This is a genomic window from Microcoleus sp. AT9b-C3 (assembly GCF_036705485.1).
Taxonomy (GTDB): Bacteria; Cyanobacteriota; Cyanobacteriia; order Cyanobacteriales; family Microcoleaceae; genus Microcoleus.
The window spans coordinates 350,212-367,409 of sequence record NZ_JAUBUR010000001.1; the positions used below are offsets into that span (position 1 = coordinate 350,212).

General features: G+C 45.8%; 17 protein-coding genes and 1 pseudogene. 12 read left to right on the forward strand and 6 right to left on the reverse strand.

The annotated features are described in order from the left end of the window. The 11 genes and pseudogenes from QUB77_RS01475 to QUB77_RS01525 form a co-directional block, all read left to right on the forward strand. Positions 1–1,119, forward strand: a pseudogene (locus QUB77_RS01475) (ATP-binding cassette domain-containing protein); the annotation flags it as partial. Between the two features lie 49 nt (positions 1,120–1,168). Then, complete coding sequence (locus tag QUB77_RS01480; protein WP_333169836.1) at positions 1,169–1,960, forward strand: ABC transporter permease; 792 nt, start codon at positions 1,169–1,171, stop codon at positions 1,958–1,960. A gap of 193 nt (positions 1,961–2,153) precedes the next feature. Further along, positions 2,154–3,056: an Rpn family recombination-promoting nuclease/putative transposase gene (locus QUB77_RS01485; protein ID WP_333169838.1), complete on the forward strand. Its 903-nt coding sequence runs from the start codon at positions 2,154–2,156 to the stop codon at positions 3,054–3,056. Positions 3,057–3,100: 44 nt separating this feature from the next. Next, positions 3,101–5,119, forward strand: a complete 2,019-nt coding sequence (locus QUB77_RS01490) for a Gldg family protein (protein ID WP_333169840.1) — start codon at positions 3,101–3,103, stop codon at positions 5,117–5,119. A gap of 100 nt (positions 5,120–5,219) precedes the next feature. Beyond that, positions 5,220–5,906 (forward strand): DUF4340 domain-containing protein, encoded by a 687-nt coding sequence (locus tag QUB77_RS01495; RefSeq protein WP_333169842.1) that lies wholly within the window; start codon positions 5,220–5,222, stop codon positions 5,904–5,906. 258 nt (positions 5,907–6,164) lie between these two features. Then, positions 6,165–7,295 (forward strand): ABC transporter ATP-binding protein, encoded by a 1,131-nt coding sequence (locus tag QUB77_RS01500; RefSeq protein ID WP_333169844.1) that lies wholly within the window; start codon positions 6,165–6,167, stop codon positions 7,293–7,295. Then, positions 7,268–7,465 carry a hypothetical protein gene (locus QUB77_RS01505; RefSeq protein WP_333169846.1) on the forward strand — a complete coding sequence of 66 codons (198 nt, stop codon included), beginning with the start codon at positions 7,268–7,270 and terminating at the stop codon, positions 7,463–7,465. The genes QUB77_RS01500 and QUB77_RS01505 overlap by 28 nt, the downstream gene beginning before the upstream one ends. Before the next feature lie 16 nt (positions 7,466–7,481). Further along, positions 7,482–8,612 carry a spermidine/putrescine ABC transporter substrate-binding protein gene (locus tag QUB77_RS01510; protein ID WP_333169849.1) on the forward strand — a complete coding sequence of 377 codons (1,131 nt, stop codon included), beginning with the start codon at positions 7,482–7,484 and terminating at the stop codon, positions 8,610–8,612. A gap of 154 nt (positions 8,613–8,766) precedes the next feature. Next, entirely contained in the window at positions 8,767–9,678 is a 912-nt protein-coding gene (locus QUB77_RS01515) for an ABC transporter permease (protein WP_333169850.1), read from the forward strand. Position 9,679: 1 nt separating this feature from the next. Beyond that, positions 9,680–9,865, forward strand: coding sequence for a hypothetical protein (locus QUB77_RS01520; RefSeq protein WP_333169851.1), 186 nt, complete (start codon positions 9,680–9,682; stop codon positions 9,863–9,865). Then, a complete protein-coding gene (locus tag QUB77_RS01525) occupies positions 9,849–10,649 on the forward strand; it encodes an ABC transporter permease (protein WP_445251704.1) in 801 nt (266 codons plus the stop codon). The genes QUB77_RS01520 and QUB77_RS01525 overlap by 17 nt, the downstream gene beginning before the upstream one ends. Before the next feature lie 139 nt (positions 10,650–10,788). On the opposite strand, the gene QUB77_RS01530 is transcribed toward QUB77_RS01525, so the two are convergent. Together QUB77_RS01530 and QUB77_RS01535 are read right to left on the reverse strand one after the other, a co-directional pair. After that, entirely contained in the window at positions 10,789–11,607 is an 819-nt protein-coding gene (locus QUB77_RS01530; RefSeq protein ID WP_333169854.1) for a fatty acid desaturase, read from the reverse strand. 358 nt (positions 11,608–11,965) lie between these two features. After that, positions 11,966–12,778 carry an acyl-CoA desaturase gene (locus QUB77_RS01535; RefSeq protein ID WP_333169856.1) on the reverse strand — a complete coding sequence of 271 codons (813 nt, stop codon included), beginning with the start codon at positions 12,776–12,778 and terminating at the stop codon, positions 11,966–11,968. An 80-nt stretch (positions 12,779–12,858) separates the two neighbouring features. On the opposite strand from QUB77_RS01535, the gene QUB77_RS01540 reads away from it, so the two are divergent. Continuing rightward, entirely contained in the window at positions 12,859–14,106 is a 1,248-nt protein-coding gene (locus QUB77_RS01540) for a methionine gamma-lyase family protein (RefSeq protein ID WP_333079313.1), read from the forward strand. Here the strand turns inward: QUB77_RS01540 and QUB77_RS01545 are convergent. From QUB77_RS01545 to QUB77_RS01560, 4 genes are all read right to left on the reverse strand, one after another. Then, on the reverse strand, positions 14,096–14,833 hold the full coding sequence (locus tag QUB77_RS01545) for a DevA family ABC transporter ATP-binding protein (RefSeq protein ID WP_333169858.1): 738 nt from the start codon (positions 14,831–14,833) through the stop codon (positions 14,096–14,098). The two genes, QUB77_RS01540 and QUB77_RS01545, sit on opposite strands and share 11 nt — an antisense overlap. A gap of 61 nt (positions 14,834–14,894) precedes the next feature. After that, positions 14,895–16,049 carry an ABC transporter permease DevC gene (gene devC, locus QUB77_RS01550; protein ID WP_333169860.1) on the reverse strand — a complete coding sequence of 385 codons (1,155 nt, stop codon included), beginning with the start codon at positions 16,047–16,049 and terminating at the stop codon, positions 14,895–14,897. A 116-nt stretch (positions 16,050–16,165) separates the two neighbouring features. Beyond that, positions 16,166–16,486, reverse strand: coding sequence for a DUF2834 domain-containing protein (locus QUB77_RS01555; protein WP_333169862.1), 321 nt, complete (start codon positions 16,484–16,486; stop codon positions 16,166–16,168). Positions 16,487–16,532: 46 nt separating this feature from the next. Continuing rightward, the gene (locus tag QUB77_RS01560) at positions 16,533–17,165 is read right to left on the reverse strand and encodes a Vat family streptogramin A O-acetyltransferase (protein WP_333169864.1); all 633 of its coding nucleotides are present in this window, start codon (positions 17,163–17,165) and stop codon (positions 16,533–16,535) included. Between the last annotated feature and the right edge of the window lie 33 nt (positions 17,166–17,198).

The window sequence follows — 17,198 nt, forward strand, 5'->3', positions numbered from 1 at the left end:
GACTATTCTCAACCAGAACCGATAGTCGAAAATCTGCAAGTTTCAGACACAGTAGAGTCGATCGACTATTCTCAACCAGAATCCCAACCAGTTGCAGAAACATCAGAGGAAATAAGCGATTTAGAACCTGAAATGCAACCAGTGGCAGATTTTCTGGAAATTGTAGAAAAACAAGAGTCGCTAAAGAATCCTCAACCAGAATCGGTAGTCGAAAATCTACTCATTGTAGAAACACAAGAGTCGAGCCAACCTTCTCAACCAGAACCTGTTGTCGAAAATCTGCTCATTGTTGAAACACAAGAGTCGAGCGATAATCCTCAACCAGAACCGATTGTCGAAAATCTACTCATTGTAGAAACACAAGAGTCGAGCGAGCATTCTCAACCAGAACCGATAGTCGAAAATCTGCAAGTTTCAGACATAGTAGAGTCGAGCGATTATTCTCAACCAGAACCGGTTGTCGAAAATTTGCTCATTGTAGAAACAGTAGAGTCGCTAGAGCATTCTCAACCAGAACCGATTGTCCAAAATCTAGAAGTTTCAGAAACGGTAGAGTCGCTAGAGAATTCTCAACCAGAACCGCTTGTCGAAAATCTAGAAGTTTCAGAAACGGTAGAGTCGAGCGAACATCCTCAACTAGAACCGATTGTCGAAAATCTGCTGATTGTTCAAATGGTAGAGTCGAGCGACTATTCTCAACCAGAACCCGAACCGATTTTCGATGCGCCAAAGTCGAGCGAACTTTCTCAACCAGAATCCCAACCGATTTTAGATGCGCCAAAGTCGAGCGAACTTTCTCAACCAGAACCCGAACCGATTTTCGATTCACCAAAGTCGAGCGAACTTTCTCAACCAGAATCCCAACCGATTTTAGATGCGCCAAAGTCGAGCGAACTTTCTCAACCAGAATCCCAACCGATTTTAGATGCGCCAAAGTCGAGCGAACTTTCTCAACCAGAATCCCAACAACTTGTAAAAAATCGGCCACTTAAAAAAAAGCCACAACCGAGTAGCGATTCTCGGATCGAACAGTCGCCTATGACCAAAAAGCGGCAAATAGAAAGGAAGCAAAAGGATAGCAACGACAGCGAAACACCACCTGCAGGCAACTCAGAATAAACCAATTACCAATGACCAATTACCCCTTCCCAATTCCTAAAGGTTAGTAATGATTAGTAATATTATCGCCATTTACCGCAAAGAACTACAAAGCTATTTTGCATCGCCATTAGCCTATGCCATCGCAGCAGTCTTTTGGCTAATCACCGGCTACTTTTTAATAGCCATCCTCCTCGCCCCCGACGGGTTAATTCCTCAAATCGGCCAGCGAGATCAAATGGGAATTACCGAACCTCCCATCGACGTAGCCTACGAATTCCTGCAACTCTTCCTGCGAATAATGGGTTCCCTTTCCTTGTTCGTACTACCCGCACTCTCAATGGGGCTTTACGCTGAAGAACGCAAACGCGGCACCTTAGAACTATTAGCCACATCGCCCTTAACAAACTGGGCCGTTGCTACCGGCAAACTCCTCGGCGTTTTAACATTTTATACCACCATGTTGGTGCCCCTGCTGTTCTGCGAGGCGATCGCCCTCAGTTCCTCAAACCCACCCGTGCCCCCCGGAGTTCTTCTGCTAGGACACGGTGGCTTAATCTTACTAGCAGCAGGAGTATTGTCCCTCGGAATGTTTATTTCCTCCCTCACCGACAGCACAATTTTATCCGCCATCCTCACTTTCACTCTAGTATTATTTCTGTGGGTGATCGATGCAGTAGCCGTCAGTATCGGTGGCCCCTTCGGCACAGCATTAGGACATTTGTCGCTCTTAACAAATTACACCAATCTTGTCAAGGGAGTTTTCGATACCAGCAGTTTAATTATGTTTGCCAGTTACATCATTTTAGGAGTATTTCTGACCGCCCAATCCATCGATGCGCTGCGATATCAGCGTTCCTAAAAGCATCAGGGAAGGCTTCGGAGAATAAAGAGGAAAGAGTGGGAAAGTAGGAGATTTGGATAGTTGCACCTTAAAGGAAACGCCACCAATACCCAATGCCCCATGCCCCATTCCCAATGCCCAATGCCCAATTCCCAATTGCCCATTCCCCATCCCCAATTAATGTTAGTTATTCCACTAATTTCTTGAAATAATGAGATTTATCAATCCAAAAATCGACTTTGCGTTCAAAAAAATATTCGGTTCCAGCGACAGCAAAGACATCCTGATTAATTTTTTAAACGCCATCCTTTATGAAGCACAGCCGGTCATCGAAGACTTAGAAATAATCGACTCCCAACCCGAACCTCAAACTCTCGCAACCCAAGACACACACCTAGATGTCAAAGCCACAATTAACGGCGGCCGAATCGCCCTAGTTGAAATTCAACTGATCAACGTGCCTTCCTTTGGGAACAGAGTTTTGTACAACGCTGCCAAAAGCTACAGCCAGCAATTAACAGGAAAAGAACGCTACGAAAGACTAAAAACAGTAATTTCCTTGAAAATTGCCGACTTTGAAATGTTTGAAAATCAGCCAGACTTTATGTCGCGGTTCGTTTTTCAAGAAAAAGAGCAACAGTTTGAGTCTCCAGATACTGAAATAGAATTAGTATTTATCGAACTGCCAAAATTTAGCAAGGAATTAGCAGAATTAGAAACAGCCGCAGATCAATGGATTTACTTTCTCGAAAATACCAGCAATCTGGAGACAGTACCAGAAACACTCAGTGCAGTTCCCGAAATTCAGAAAGCTTTTAGAATTGCCAGCGAGGACAACTTCACTCAGCAAGAATTAAATGAATTGCAGAAGCAAGAACTGTGGATTCAAGACCAGCAGATTGCCATAGATGTAGCAAGAGAACAGGTGACAAAAAGTGCTCAACTATCGTTAATATTGCGTCAGCTAGTGAAGCGCTTAGGCACAATACAACCGGAAACCGAAAACTGCATCCGTCAATTAGGTATACAGGAATTAGAAGAACTAGGAGATGCAGTGCTGGATTTCAACAAGCCGTCAGATTTAACAGCATGGTTGCAGGCTAATGCGATATAGAATAACATCCTCGACCCGGAAATTTTTCCCTCAATATTTACCTTATGAAAATTAGCAAAACAAATTGGAAATATGTTTTTTTGCTGGGCCCCCTCCTCATCGCAGCGGGTGTAACAGCAGCAGGTGTATCTGGAGTATGGGACCCCCTGACAGTCGGTTTAGTTATTGCCGGAGCAGTGACGATCGCACTTTGGCTGCTATATTTGAGTTACGAACAAAGCTTTTGGGGGCAGCGTTCCACTCAAGCCAGCACCAACGCCCTGATTGCCACCCTCGCCGTCTTTGTGATTCTGGGAGTAATTAACTTCATAGCCGTTCGCTATCCCGTCCGCATCGACTTAACCGAAAGCCAACAATTTACCCTCGCCCCGCAGACTCAACAAATACTGCGAAACCTGCAACAAACAGTCAAAGTTTGGGTATTTGACCCCATCCAAAACCCCCAAATTAAAGAATTGCTGCAAAGCTACAAACGCGAGGGAGGCGAAAAATTCCAATTCGAGTTTGTTGACCCGCAGGCCCAACCTGGGAAAGCGCGGGAATTTAGCATTACCAGCATCGGAGAAGTTTACCTGCAATCCGGCGAGAAAAAACAAGTTCTGCAAAAAGGTGGCACTGCTTTTGGTAGCGACCCAAATCAAGGTCTTTCAGAGATAAAACTGACCAATGGCTTAGAAGAAATCCTGAGCACTCGCGTTGCTACAGTTTACTTTTTGCAAGGCAAAGGAGCCCGCCCGATACAGGAAGGTCAAGGCGGAATTCAGCAAGCTGAAAAAGCTTTGAAAGATAAATACTACAAAGCCCAAACGCTGAATTTGACCGAACGCAAAGAAGTTCCAGAAGATGCAGATGCTTTAATCATTCCGGGGCAGGACAAACCGTTTTCCGATACAGAAATTAAAGCACTAAGAGCTTATCTCGATCGCGGCGGCAGTTTATTGTTAATGGTAGACCCGGCAATTGATACGGGATTGGACAAATTGCTGCAAGAATGGGGCGTCAAACTAGACGCCCGTTTGGCCATTGATGCTTCGGGCACTGGTCAAAGATTTGGCCTGGGCCCCACGGTTCCCACAGTCAGGCGCTACGGCGAACATCCGATTACTCAAAGTTTTGGCAACGGTATTTCATTTTATCCGTTTGCGCGTGCTTTGGAAATTTCTCCAGTAGAAGGGATAGAGGAAAAACCTCTGATTTGGACGAGTCAGGAAAGTTGGGCGGAAAGTGATTTGACGACGAGGAAATTGGAGTTCGATCAGAAGACCGATCGACAAGGCCCGCTATTATTAGGTGTAGCTTTAGTTCGATCGTCCACTGACGGCACTCCCTTAAAGCCCTCACCTTCACCAACACCAACTTCGCCCTCGCCTTCACCCCAAGCATCGCCTTCACCCCAAGCATCACCGACAGATTCACCATCGCCGACAACTTCCCCATCACCGACAGATTCACCATCGCCGACAACTTCCCCATCACCGACAGATTCACCATCGCCGACAACTTCCCCATCGCCGACAGATTCACCATCGCCGACAACTTCCCCATCGCCGACAGATTCCCCATCGCCGACAACTTCGCCAACAGCTTCCCCAATCAGCTATTCAGTGATTGTCTCGCAAGAAGCTACGCCTCCAGCATTACCGACGACTTCGCCAACACCGGCAGCATCTCCCACAGCATCTCCCACAGAATCGGCAGAAAGTTCGCCACCACCAACACCGGCAGCATCTCCCACAGCATCTCCCACACCATCTCCCAGTCCAACCGCAACTCCTTCTGCGCCTTCAGCCTCTGGCAAAACATCGCGAATGGTAGTAATTGGCACATCTCAATTTGTGACTAATGGTTGGTTTGACCAACAACTCAATAGCGACGTGTTTCTCAATTCAGTCAGTTGGTTGAGTAAACCAGACCAGCAAAGTTTTTCTATTAGTCCGAAAAAAGCTACCAACCGCCGCCTTAACATGACGGCTATTCAAGTAGGATTGCTGGTTTTAGCTTGGCTAATTTGGCCTTTACTCGGGCTGGGAATTGGTGGCGCTATATGGTGGAAGAGAAGATAAGTGAGTTGACTGTTGACTGTTGTCAGTTGTCAGTTGTTAATCCTTTGCTGTGGCTAATAACAAATAACCAATAACATTAATCAACAGTCAACAGCCAACAATGCCCAATTCCCAATGCCCAATTCCCAATGCCCAATTCCCAGTTATTATGAAATTGCAGAAAAATACATTAGTATTGATAGCCGTCGCGTTGAGCATGACTGGGCTGGTTGCTTTGTTCGAGACGCAAGTGTCTCCGAAACAGGAAGCCGCTAAGGAAGAAAAACAGAAAATTTTTGCTTTTAACTCCGATCGCGTACAATTCTTTACAGTCAAAACTCCCGAAAAAATCTTGACTTTTGAACGAGTTTATGCTACAAAAGGAGGCAAGTCTAGCTGGGAAATGAAATTGCCAGTGCAAGCACACGCGAGTCAGGCATCGGTGGATTTCTTGCTAGACAGGCTGGCAACAGGAAAGAGCGATCGCACGATTAATATTACTGCTGCTCAACTGCCAGAATTCGGTCTCGACCAACCCCAAGCTACAGTCACAGTAAAACTGGACAACCAGGAAACTCACCGCCTAGTTTTAGGCAAAACAGACTTTAGCGGCCGTTTCTTGTACGCTCAAGCCAATCCGCCGGAAGCGCCCGCTCAAAATTCAGCCGAAAATTTGCCCGTGCTGCTAGTACCTTTTGACTTTAAAAATGCCACTCAGCGACCTTTGTCAGAGTGGAAAAAAGCAGAAGAACCGAAAACAGAGAAACCGCAAAAACCCTCTCCGACGCCAAGTCCTGAGAATCAATAGATGGCCCGCGCGCTCTGAGATGCTGTACTATTCTCAACACGCCTTTTATGAACAGGCTTTCGGGCCTGTTCCACAAAGAGTGAATTTTCTTGTGGAACAGGCCGGGAAGCCTGTTGCTGACAATGGTGCGCTCTGGGATAGAATTTAAAGAACAAATCCCAAAACCTGTTACATCCAACATTCCTCACCTAAAATACAGAAAAGTCTAAACTTAAACTGTATTTAAGTGGCGTGCATTACCCCCAGGAAAGGGCGAATATGTTTCAGACAGCACTCAACCAAGGTACGACAGCAACGGATACAGCGCTTGACGTTGAACTCCGCAAGGTCTTTAAGGTATTTAACGGCGAAACCGCAGTTCGCGGAGTTGACCTCAACATCCGCCAAGGAGAATTTTTTAGCATCCTCGGCCCCAGTGGTTGCGGCAAGACTACGACGCTGCGCTTAATCGCTGGGTTCGAGACTCCCTCGGCGGGCGAATTGATGATTCGTGGCCAGTCGATGACCAACACTCCAGCTTACCGCCGTCCGGTAAATACTGTGTTTCAAAGCTATGCTTTGTTCGGACACATGAATGTCTGGGACAATATCGCTTTTGGATTGCGGATCAAAAAGCTGGGGAAAGCAGAAATTGAAGAACGGGTACGGGAAGTTTTGCAATTGGTGAAAATGGAATCTTTCGCCAACAGGTTTCCCGGTCAAATGTCGGGCGGCCAGCAGCAGCGGGTGGCTTTGGCGAGAGCTCTGGTAAATCGACCGGCGGTTCTGCTGCTGGACGAACCTCTGGGTGCTCTGGATTTGAAGTTGCGGAAGCAGATGCAGTTGGAACTGTCGAATTTGCATCAAGAATTGGGTTTGACTTTTGTGATGGTGACTCACGACCAAGAAGAGGCGATGAGTCTGTCTGACCGGATTGCGGTGATGCACGAGGGGAGGATTGAGCAAATTGGCTCTCCTGAAGAAATTTATGAGTGCCCGCAGACGGCTTTTGTGGCGGATTTTATTGGCGATACGAATTTGTTTGCGGGTACGGTAGAATCGATCGACCGATCGACTGTCACTGTTCGCACATCAGGGAATCTGAAAATAATCGTTCAGCAGTCGGATATGTGGACTGGTGTCACAGGCGACTCTGTGGTGGTCAGCGTTCGGCCGGAAAAAGTATATTTGAATCTCTACCAGCCGGAAGTGTCGGTCAACTGTTTTGAAGGGCGGCTCAAAAATACTATGTACATGGGAACGCACGTTCATTACGTCGTTGAGTTGGCGTCGGGCGATAAAATTACTGTACGCCAGCCAAATACTGGCGGTTCTTTCCCAGACCCGCACACGCCGATTTACGCTTACTGGGGAACTACTGATTGTCTCGCTTTGGGCGATCGAGCATAATTGGGAAACGAAGGAAGAAGGAAGAAGGAAGAAGGAAGAAGGAAGAAGGAAGAAGGAAGAAGGAAGAATGGGAGAATTTCCCCGTTACCAATTATTCCTTATTACAAATTCTCAAATCTAAAATCGAATTTCCCAATCCCCAATTCCCCAATCTAAAATCTAAAATCTAAAATCTAAAATCGAACTGTGCCTCCGACTAACTTACCAATTTCCAGGATTTTTCCGGCTAATTCTACACGCCGTCAGTTCCTAAAAAATTCGGCGGCGACAATTTCCGGGTTAGCTCTTTCGAGTTGTGGCTGGCGACTTGCAGACGTACAATCTGCTCCTCCCGTCAAAGGTTCGGCAGACCAACTTTTTATCTATACTTGGGCAGGCTATACCGATGACGCTTTGCTCGATCGCTTTGCCGAAAAAACCGGCATTCGCGTGGTTGCAGATGTATTTGACTCCAATGAGGCGATGCTGGCTAGAGTTCAAGCTGGCGGTGGCAGGGCCTACAGCATCATTTACCCGTCTGACTACATGGTGATTCAGATGACGGAACTGGGGCTGTTGACCCCTTTAGACCACTCGATTTTGGGCGGACTCGATCGGCTCAAAAAACAGTTCCAAAACCCTGTTTATGACCCAGGAAACCGCTACAGCGTGCCTTTGAGTTGGGGAACCACAGGCTTAATTTACAACAGCGAACAACTCAAAGAAGAGCCAGAAGATTGGGAGTATTTGTGGCAGCATAAACAGGAGTTAGCAAAGCGAATGACGCTGGCAAATGATGTTCGAGAAGTGATGGGTGCTGCGCTGCGGATGTTGGGCTATTCTCTCAATTCTACGAACGCAGAGCAAGTGAAACAAGCTTACGAAAAGTTGGTGGAACTCAAACCGGCGATCGCATCTTTTACCACTGATGCTTGGCGGCCGCAAATGCTGACGGGGGATTTGAAAGTAGCTATGTGTTATTCTTCTGATGCTAATGAGGTAATTCCAGATAATGACAAATTGCGCTATGTTGTGCCAAAAAGCGGTTCTTCTCTGTGGACTGACACTTTAGTAATTCCTAAAGGTGCTCCCAACCCAGAAGCAGCTTATAAGTGGATTAACTTTATGCTGCAAGCCGATGTCGCTGCTTCTTTAGTAGAACGGCTCAGTTTCTCAACTCCTTCGGAAGATGCTTTTAGTTTGCTGACGCCGGAAGTCCGCGAAAATGAAATTCTTTTCCCTTCTGAGGGTACTTTGAAAAATTGCGAAGGTGTTGCTCCGGTAGGAAAATTTATAGACGTGTACGATCGCTATTGGACTAAATTAACCAGCGGCTAATCATCAAACCGAGGGCGGGTTCTACAGGCAATCTCTTATTCTAACCCAATATTTACATCAACCCGCCCCCGCACAGGAGATAGCCCACTCTATCCGTATTATATCCGCGTTAATCCGCGTTCTTCAGCGGTTAAAAACTCAAAAAAATTGCTCTATGGCTGTTTCAACTAGAACTCCCCCTCCTATTCCTCCCAATTCTTCTTTGAAGGCTGAAACGGTTTCCCCGTGGTCTGCTTGGGCTGGGCCACTAACATTGCTCGGCCCTTCTGGCTTGTTGCTGCTTTTATTATTAGTCATACCAACTTTGGTGATTTTTCAGCTTAGTTTGGTGCCGAATATTAAGCCGGGAGATTTGGTTAATCCTTCGGGAATCGGCAATTACCTGCGAGTGTTTGAGCCGCTGAATTTACAGGTGATGGGTCGATCGCTCTTTTTCGCAACGGGGACTACTATTCTGTGTTTGCTGCTGGGATTTCCCGTCGCTTACTGGATCGCTCTCAATGTATCGAAAAAGTGGCGGAATTTAACTTTGTTAGGGTTTGTGTTGCCGCTGTGGACTTCTTCGCTGTTGCGATCGTATGCTTGGATTACAATTCTTCGTCCTACGGGGGTCCTCAACTCGGTGCTGGCACTTGTAGGCATTCCTCCTCTAGAATTGCTTAATCAAAGTTCCGCAGTTTTAATCGGCATGGCTTACAGTTATTTGCCTTATATAGTGACCATTCTCTACGCTTCTTTGGAAAAGTTAGACCGCAGGTTGCTAGAAGCATCTCAGGATTTGGGCGCCAATCCAGTGGAAACTTTCTGGAAAGTGACAGTACCTCAGACGATGCCGGGAATTGCTGCAGGTTCTTTGCTAGTATTTATTAGCTGTTTGGGCGATTTTGTCGATCCGGAGTTGCTCGGTGGAGCTTCTAGTATGACGGCTGCTCGTTTGATTTACAATCAGTTTTTGGGGGCGACTCAAAATTGGGGGCTGGGTTCGGCTCTGAGTATGGTATTAATCTTTGCAGTGAGTATCGGAATTGCCCTCTTGCTCAAATATGGCGATCGTAATGCAGTTTAGGATGTTGAAGGAAGAAGGAAGAAGGAAGAAGGAAGAAGGAAGAAGGAAGAAGGAAGAAGGAAGAAGGAAGAAAACAATCCTAATCAATTACCAATTGCCCATTACCAATTACCGATTACCGAGAAATGGAAAAGACAGCCGAAAACCCACAGGAGGAAATACAAGCCGATATGTACTTAAAACCTAAATTTAAGATTTCTTGGCAGGTAATATTTGCCGTTGTGATGTTTTTTTATATGTACCTGCCCATCCTCGTACTCACATTTTACAGCTTTAACAAATCCCGTTTTAGCGCCGGTTGGGAAGGATTTACTTTAGATTGGTACGTTAAATTATTTAGCGATACCCGGATTTTAGTTGCCCTGAGAAACAGTTTAACAGTGGCTGTTTGTGCAGTTGCAATCTCGGCTGTACTCGGCACTTTGATGGCAGTTGGTTTAGCCCGCTACCGCTTTCCAGGCAAGAGTTTATATCAGGGAGTCTCCTACTTGCCGATTATTATTCCAGATATTGCCACTGCGGTTGCTACTCTGGTATTTTTAGCGGCGCTGGCTATTCCTCTGAGTTTGTGGACAATTGTGGCCGCTCACATTGTGTTTTGTCTGGCTTACATCGCCCTAGCTGTTTCTACTAGATTGGCCGATTTAAACCCGTATTTAGAAGAGGCTGCCTTGGATTTGGGTGCAACGCCTGTGGAGGCTTTTGTTCAGGTTTTGCTCCCTCAATTAATACCCGGAATTGTGTCGGGTTGTCTGCTGTCTTTTGTCCTCAGCATGGACGATTTTTTGATTGCGAGTTTTACCGCAGGTAGCGGGACTACAACTCTGCCGATGGAAATTTTTAGCCGGATTCGGACTGGGGTAAAACCTGATATTAATGCTTTGAGCGTGCTGTTGATAGTAGGTTCGGGAGGATTGGCGTTTTTAGCGGAATATTTGCGTGGCCGGGGCGAGCAAAAACGCGCTCGTTAGTCATTGGTCATTAGTCATTGGTTATTACTTACTGACCAAAAAACCCGGTTTCTCAAAAAAAGAAACCGGGTTTCTGAGGCGGTAAGGTACGCAGTTCACACCCTACAGAGGTTCTGCGTCTAGGAATGAATTGCTGCTGCTATTTTGCTGCTGGTAATTTCACCTTAGTAGCCAAACCTAGTGCTTCCAAAACTTGAATTGTCATCCAAGTGAAGTCAATTTCCCACCATTCCATCCCGTGACGCGCAGAGTATTGAAAAGCGTGGTGATTGTTGTGCCAGCCTTCGCCATAAGTCAAAACCGCAACCCACCAACAGTTAGTAGAACTATCTTCGGTTTCGTAAGTGCGGTAGCCAAATTTGTGAGTGGCGCTGTTAACAAACCAGGTGCAGTGATACACCAACACTAAGCGTACAAAAATTACCCATACAACAAACGGCCAGCCTGCTGCTAAGTACAGCAAGACGCCAAACACGATTTGCATCGGGAGAAAGTAGTTTTGCAAAAATTGGTAAAATGGATCGCTCGAAATGTCTTTTGTGCAGCGGGAAATTTCAGCGTGAGCTGGACCTTTATATAGCATCCAGCCGATGTGACTCCACCAAAAACCCTGTTGGGCATTGTGAGGGTCGATCGCATTTTGGTCAGAGTGGGTGTGGTGCAATCGGTGCAGCCCAACCCAATCAATTATTCCTCCTTGACAGGCAAGGGCTCCGCAAAATGCTAGAAAGTATTCTACGAATTTGGGTGTCTGAAAACTGCGGTGGGTGAGCATACGATGCCATCCGAGAGTTATTCCCAAACCGCCGGTTATCCAGTGCATAAATACTGTTAAACCAACTGCTGTCCAATTGAAGTTACTTGGTAGCAGGGCGAACAAAGCGCCGATATGAAGTCCTGCTAAACTAATAACGTGCTTCCAATTGTATTGAAGTTTTTCTTGCGTTGCTATTGTCATTCTTTTTTTGATTTCTGATGAGATGCCGACCGGGATTCACGCATAATAGTTTGGATTGAGCAGTGAACTTTTTTGCTGCACACTTGCCCAAACTAATAAAGAATCAATGATAGATTTGGGATTAGGATTGAAAAAGATTTACGGTTGTATTTTGAAAATAAAAAATTTGGCTGCCAAACAAAATTTTTTGTTCCCAATTATATTATAACTGATTCTGGTTTTGGTTGGGTCGATCGCACCAGACGGTTCGATCTCTGTTCAACCCAACCTATACCGATCGCAAAAACAGGATTAGGCATTGGTCACGAGCCATTAGTCCAGACCTGATGACCGACAACCAATGACTAATTGCCGATCGCTATTTTTCTGCTAATTTCACTTTGGTTGCCAAACCAAGGGCTTGCAGAAGTTGAATTGTCATCCAGGTGAAGTCGATTTCCCACCATTGGAGACCGTGGCGAGCCGAGTATTGAAAGGCGTGGTGGTTATTGTGCCAGCCTTCGCCGTAGGTGAGCAGGGCAACCCACCAGCAGTTCGTCGATCGATCGCCCGACTCGTAGGTGCGGTAGCCGAATTTGTGGGTAGCGCTGTTAACCAGCCAAGTGCAGTGGAACACCACCACGATCCGCATAAACACGCCCCAAACCACGAAAGACCAGCCGCCTAATAAATAAAGCAACACACCGAAGACAACTTGGATGGGGATAAAATATGCTTGGAGAAACTTGTATACTGGGTCGTCGCCGATGTCTTTAGTAAAGCGGGGGATTTCAACTCTGATGGGCAGATCCGAGAGCATCCAGCCCATGTGGCTCCACCAGAAGCCTTGATTGGAATCGTGGGGATCTGTTTCGGTGTCGGAATGTATGTGGTGTAACCGGTGCATTCCTACCCAGTCGATCGGGCCACCTTCACAGGAAAGGGTACCGCAAATAACTAGAAAATACTCTAGCCATTTCGGTGTTTGAAAACTGCGGTGGGTGACGAGGCGGTGAAATCCGAGAGTAATTCCTAAACCACCTGTTACCCAATGCAGGAAGACTGCTAGCCCAACCGCAGACCAGCTAAAGTTACCGGGCAGCAAAGCAAATAAAGCACCGATGTGCAGAAAGGCCATAAAGCCTATGACAGGCCAATCAGGAGAAGTTTTTTTGGAAGTTGCAATCGTCATGAATATATTATGTTTACAAACTACGGGCCGCATCTACGCCATAATGAACAGCGCGCACGCAACTGGTGAGCGAGGTATAGATGAATAGCGTTTCACGGCTACAGGAAGCAGAACAGGCACTCTTTCAGATTTTTTCTGGTATTGACACTACAGTCAAGCAAAATCTTCAACGAGTCTTAAAAGCTTTTCGCAGCCACCGGGTTGGAGTCCACCATTTTGCAGGGGTTACGGGTTACGGCCACGATGATTTGGGTCGGGAGACTTTGGACGGGGTGTTTGCCGAAGTGGTAGGGGCCCAGGCTGCGGCTGTCCGGGTACAGTTTGTTTCGGGTACTCACGCGATCGCCTGTGCTCTTTTTGGCATCCTGCGTCCTGGTGACGAAATGTTGGCAGTGGCTGGTTCTCCCTACGATACTTTAGAAGAAGTGATCGGCTTGCGGGGGCAAGGTCAAGGTTCACTGCTTGAGTTTGGCATTAGTTACCGTCAGTTGCCTCTAACTCGCGAAGGAAGTTTGGATTGGCAGGCATTGAGCTCTACTATTTCAGCAAAGACTCGCCTGGTTTTTATCCAGCGCTCTTGCGGCTATTCTTGGCGGTCGAGTTTGTCTATTTCTGAGATTGAAAAAATCGTCGCCATAGTCAAACATCAGAATCCTAACACAATTTGCTTTGTTGATAATTGTTACGGGGAGTTTGTTGATGATTGTGAACCTACTGCTGTCGGTGCGGATCTGATGGCTGGTTCTTTGATCAAAAATCCGGGGGGTACGATCGTCCCTGCAGGAGGTTACGTCGCTGGCAGGGCTGATTTAGTGGAGGCGGCAACTTGTCGCTTGACGGCGCCAGGAATTGGCAGCAGCGGCGGCGCAACTTTTGATTTGAATCGCTTGCTGTTTCAGGGTTTGTTTATGGCTCCGGGTTGTGTGGGGGAGGCGATGAAGGGCAATCATTTGACGGCTTATGTTTTTTATAAGCTGGGTTATCGAGTGAATCCTATGCCTTTGGCGAGAAGACGAGATGTGATTCAGGCGATCGAATTCGGTTCTGCTGATAAGTTAATTGCTTTTTGTCGCGCGGTTCAGCAAAATTCCCCCGTCGGTTCCTATTTAGATCCGGTGCCGGCTCCGATGCACGGCTATGAAAGTCAGTTAGTGATGGCTGGGGGTACTTTTATTGATGGGAGTACGTCGGAATTTTCGGCTGACGGGCCTCTGCGGGAGCCTTACGTGGCTTTTTGTCAGGGGGGGACTCATTGGACTCATGTATCGATCGCTCTTGAGGATGCGATCGAGGCTGTGGGCCCAGCAAATAAAGTGACTAATCACTAATTACCAGACGCGGATTTGTTGCCAAACGGCCGTCTTCCATGTAGATAATTCGATCGGCAATATCGAGAATGCGGTTGTCGTGCGTGACTAGCAAAATCGTGCAACCTTGCTCTTTTGCTAGTCTTTGCATAATTTCTACAACATCTCGCCCGGATTTTTTGTCTAAAGCAGCGGTAGGTTCGTCTGCTAATACTATTTTAGGGCGGCTGACTAACGCCCGGGCGATCGCAACTCTTTGTTTTTGTCCTCCCGACAAATTTTCGGGGTAATAATTAGCCCGCTCTCCCAAACCCACTGCTTCTAACATAGCTATTGACAAAGCATCCATATTCTGATTTAGCATTTCTGTGTGCAGTTCCAAAGACATTCGCACGTTTTGCTTGGCTGTCAAGAATGTCATCAAGTTATGTGCTTGAAAAATATAGCCAATTTGCTTTCTGAGTTTAGTTAACTGAGTTTTGCTAGCTCCGTGTATTTCTTGCCCAAGAATTTTGAGACTGCCTTCTTGAGCCGAACGCAGCCCTCCTAACATTGTCAATAAAGTTGTTTTGCCGGAACCAGAGGGCCCCGTCATAATGACTATTTCTCCGGGGTTGATGTCGAGATTTATGTCAAATAAGGCTTGTTTTTTGAGAGAGCCTTGACCGAAGTAATGGTTGAGGTTTTGGACTGAAATTACTGGTTCGGTTGCGGTAGTTTGGTTAGCGGGAAAATTTAGGGTTTGCATGGTGATTTTGGGGAGTTTTTTTGACCGCCGATGCAGGCAGATTGACGCTGATGAACCCAGATTAGAAGATGTCTGCGGGGTCGGCTGATTGGAGTTTGCGGAGGGCGAGGGCGCCGGAACCGGTACACATCACGATCGTCAAACTTAACACTACAACCGCTCGATTTGTTGTCATTGCAATTGGCAGTAAAGTGGCAGATTGTGCGAGGGAATACAGTCCGTTGGCTAAAACAATTCCCGGCATAAAACCTAATACAGCTAATAGCAGAGCTTCCTGAATTAAGACTCCGACTAAATAGCGATCGCTATATCCCATTGCTTTTAAAGTCGCATATTCCGCTAAGTGATCGGAAACGTCCGAGTAAAGAATTTGGTAAACAATAATCAGACCAACAACGAATCCGATAATTGTACCGAATCCGAAAATAAAGCCGATCGGAGTAGCATTTGCCCAATAAACTTTTTCAATTTCTGCAAATTCTGCTAGGGTTAAAACTTTGACATCATCGGGCAATATAGCTTTGAGCATTGACTGGGTTTTTTTGATATCGGCATCGGGTTGTAGGTTGATTAAGCCGACATCAACTTGATCGGGCGTGCGATCGGGAAATAAGTTCATAAATGTAGAATCGCTGGCAATGACATTGCCATCTGCGACGAAGGAAGTACCGAGAGTAAAAACTCCTCCTACTTGAATATTGCGTTCATTTAGTTCCGTTTCGAGAGTAGATTCTTTGTTGAAAATATTCGCAATTTCGCCGTATTCAGGTCGAGACGCTTGGTCAAATAACACATGATTAAACATTTGAATTTGAGGCAATTTTTCATTGACATCAGGCAAATTAAATGTTATGTTTCCGGGGTCGATTCCAAAAATTAAAATCGATCGAGTAGTCCGGGTTGTGGGATTTCGCCACTTTCCCATACCAATATATAAGGAAGTGACGGATTTTACTCCTTCTACTCCTTGTGCTTGGTAAAGTCGCTCTCGCTTGAAGTCTTTTACCGCAGCAAAAGTTTCAAATTGAGGATTGATTAAAACTAAATCTGTCTGTAAACTTTGGTGGGGCTTAACGGCAGAATCGAAGAGTGCATCTTGAAATCCCAGTTGCACAAAAATCAGAATATCTGCAAAGGCAATTCCTGCAATAGCAACAGCGAGGCGGGTTTTTTCTCTAGTTACTTGCAACCATGCAAGGGGTGTTTTGCGAAACATAAATTTTGGGAATTGGGCATTGGGAATTGGGCATTGGGCATTGGGAATTGGGCATTGGGCATTGGGATTTTTTACTCGTTAGCAGCCACAGTCTGGTAACGAATAATAATCGGTGATTATGAAGATGTTTCTTCAATTTTGCGTTGCCGCATTAGGAGAAATAAAGGCAAACCTAGGGAAACACCAACCACTAAAGTGGCAATATAAATCCACAAGTTTTTCATTTTCAGACGCGAACCTTCGCTAAATACAAAAAACAAAAAAACCACGGCAGAGACGATTACATCCATACCAAAAAAGCCGGATATTTGATTTGCAAACAATTGTCCGAAGAAAGCGTTAATATTCAACCCTTTTTCTAAGAGAAACGGGACAAACTGGGAATAGGGTAAAGCAGTGCCAAGAATACAGAGAACTAAGTATGCAATTTGAAGCATGGGAAAACCTCCAGGTTGTTAATTTTAAATCGCTATATTTGCGAGTTTACTCAGCATTAGTGAGCGCTTTAATATCAGATTGCATAATTAAGTTAATGTTGCGAGAAATCTTGTCAATTTCCCAATCCCACCACCGAATTTCTAATAGTTGTGCAACTTCAGCATCGCTGAAACGCTGCTTAATTAAACCTGCGGGATTTCCACCGACAACTGTGTAAGCGGGGACATCTTTTACGACAACAGATTTAGCGGCAATAATTGCACCGTCGCCGATTTTAACTCCAGGCATAATCATCGATTCGTAACCAATCCAGACATCATTGCCGATGACTGTATCGCCTTTACTTGGCAGTTCGATTAATAGATTCATGGCGGTTTCCCAACCATTCTTAAAAATGGGAAAAGGATAGGTAGAAATGCCGTCTAATTTGTGATTGGCACCGCTCATGATGAATTTGACGTTAGTGGCGATCGCACAAAATTTACCAATAATTAATTTGTCACTGCCGTAATTGTAAAGTACATTTTTTTCAAAGTTTTCTGGGTCGATTGGATCGTCATAATATGAGTAATCGCCGGCGATAATATTGGGGGATTTTATGAAGTTTTTGATAAAGCAAACCCTGCGCTGGTCTGCCATCGGATAAGGTCGGTTCGGGTCGGGGCCAAATTCTGCCATAACTTTCAATCCTCCAAGGTTTTTAGTAAAGAC

Coding starts and splice junctions, on each gene's coding strand:
- QUB77_RS01545 (WP_333169858.1), bottom strand. CDS start 14,833: ATGCAAACCCTAAATTTTCCCGCTAACCAAACTACCGCAACCGAACCA.
- QUB77_RS01530 (WP_333169854.1), bottom strand. CDS start 11,607: ATGACAATAGCAACGCAAGAAAAACTTCAATACAATTGGAAGCACGTT.
- QUB77_RS01540 (WP_333079313.1), top strand. CDS start 12,859: ATGAATAGCGTTTCACGGCTACAGGAAGCAGAACAGGCACTCTTTCAG.
- QUB77_RS01520 (WP_333169851.1), top strand. CDS start 9,680: ATGTTGAAGGAAGAAGGAAGAAGGAAGAAGGAAGAAGGAAGAAGGAAG.
- devC (WP_333169860.1), bottom strand. CDS start 16,049: ATGTTTCGCAAAACACCCCTTGCATGGTTGCAAGTAACTAGAGAAAAA.
- QUB77_RS01495 (WP_333169842.1), top strand. CDS start 5,220: ATGCCCAATTCCCAATGCCCAATTCCCAATGCCCAATTCCCAGTTATT.
- QUB77_RS01560 (WP_333169864.1), bottom strand. CDS start 17,165: ATGGCAGAATTTGGCCCCGACCCGAACCGACCTTATCCGATGGCAGAC.
- QUB77_RS01525 (WP_445251704.1), top strand. CDS start 9,849: ATGTACTTAAAACCTAAATTTAAGATTTCTTGGCAGGTAATATTTGCC.
- QUB77_RS01490 (WP_333169840.1), top strand. CDS start 3,101: ATGAAAATTAGCAAAACAAATTGGAAATATGTTTTTTTGCTGGGCCCC.
- QUB77_RS01535 (WP_333169856.1), bottom strand. CDS start 12,778: ATGACGATTGCAACTTCCAAAAAAACTTCTCCTGATTGGCCTGTCATA.
- QUB77_RS01485 (WP_333169838.1), top strand. CDS start 2,154: ATGAGATTTATCAATCCAAAAATCGACTTTGCGTTCAAAAAAATATTC.
- QUB77_RS01515 (WP_333169850.1), top strand. CDS start 8,767: ATGGCTGTTTCAACTAGAACTCCCCCTCCTATTCCTCCCAATTCTTCT.
- QUB77_RS01500 (WP_333169844.1), top strand. CDS start 6,165: ATGTTTCAGACAGCACTCAACCAAGGTACGACAGCAACGGATACAGCG.
- QUB77_RS01555 (WP_333169862.1), bottom strand. CDS start 16,486: ATGCTTCAAATTGCATACTTAGTTCTCTGTATTCTTGGCACTGCTTTA.
- QUB77_RS01480 (WP_333169836.1), top strand. CDS start 1,169: ATGATTAGTAATATTATCGCCATTTACCGCAAAGAACTACAAAGCTAT.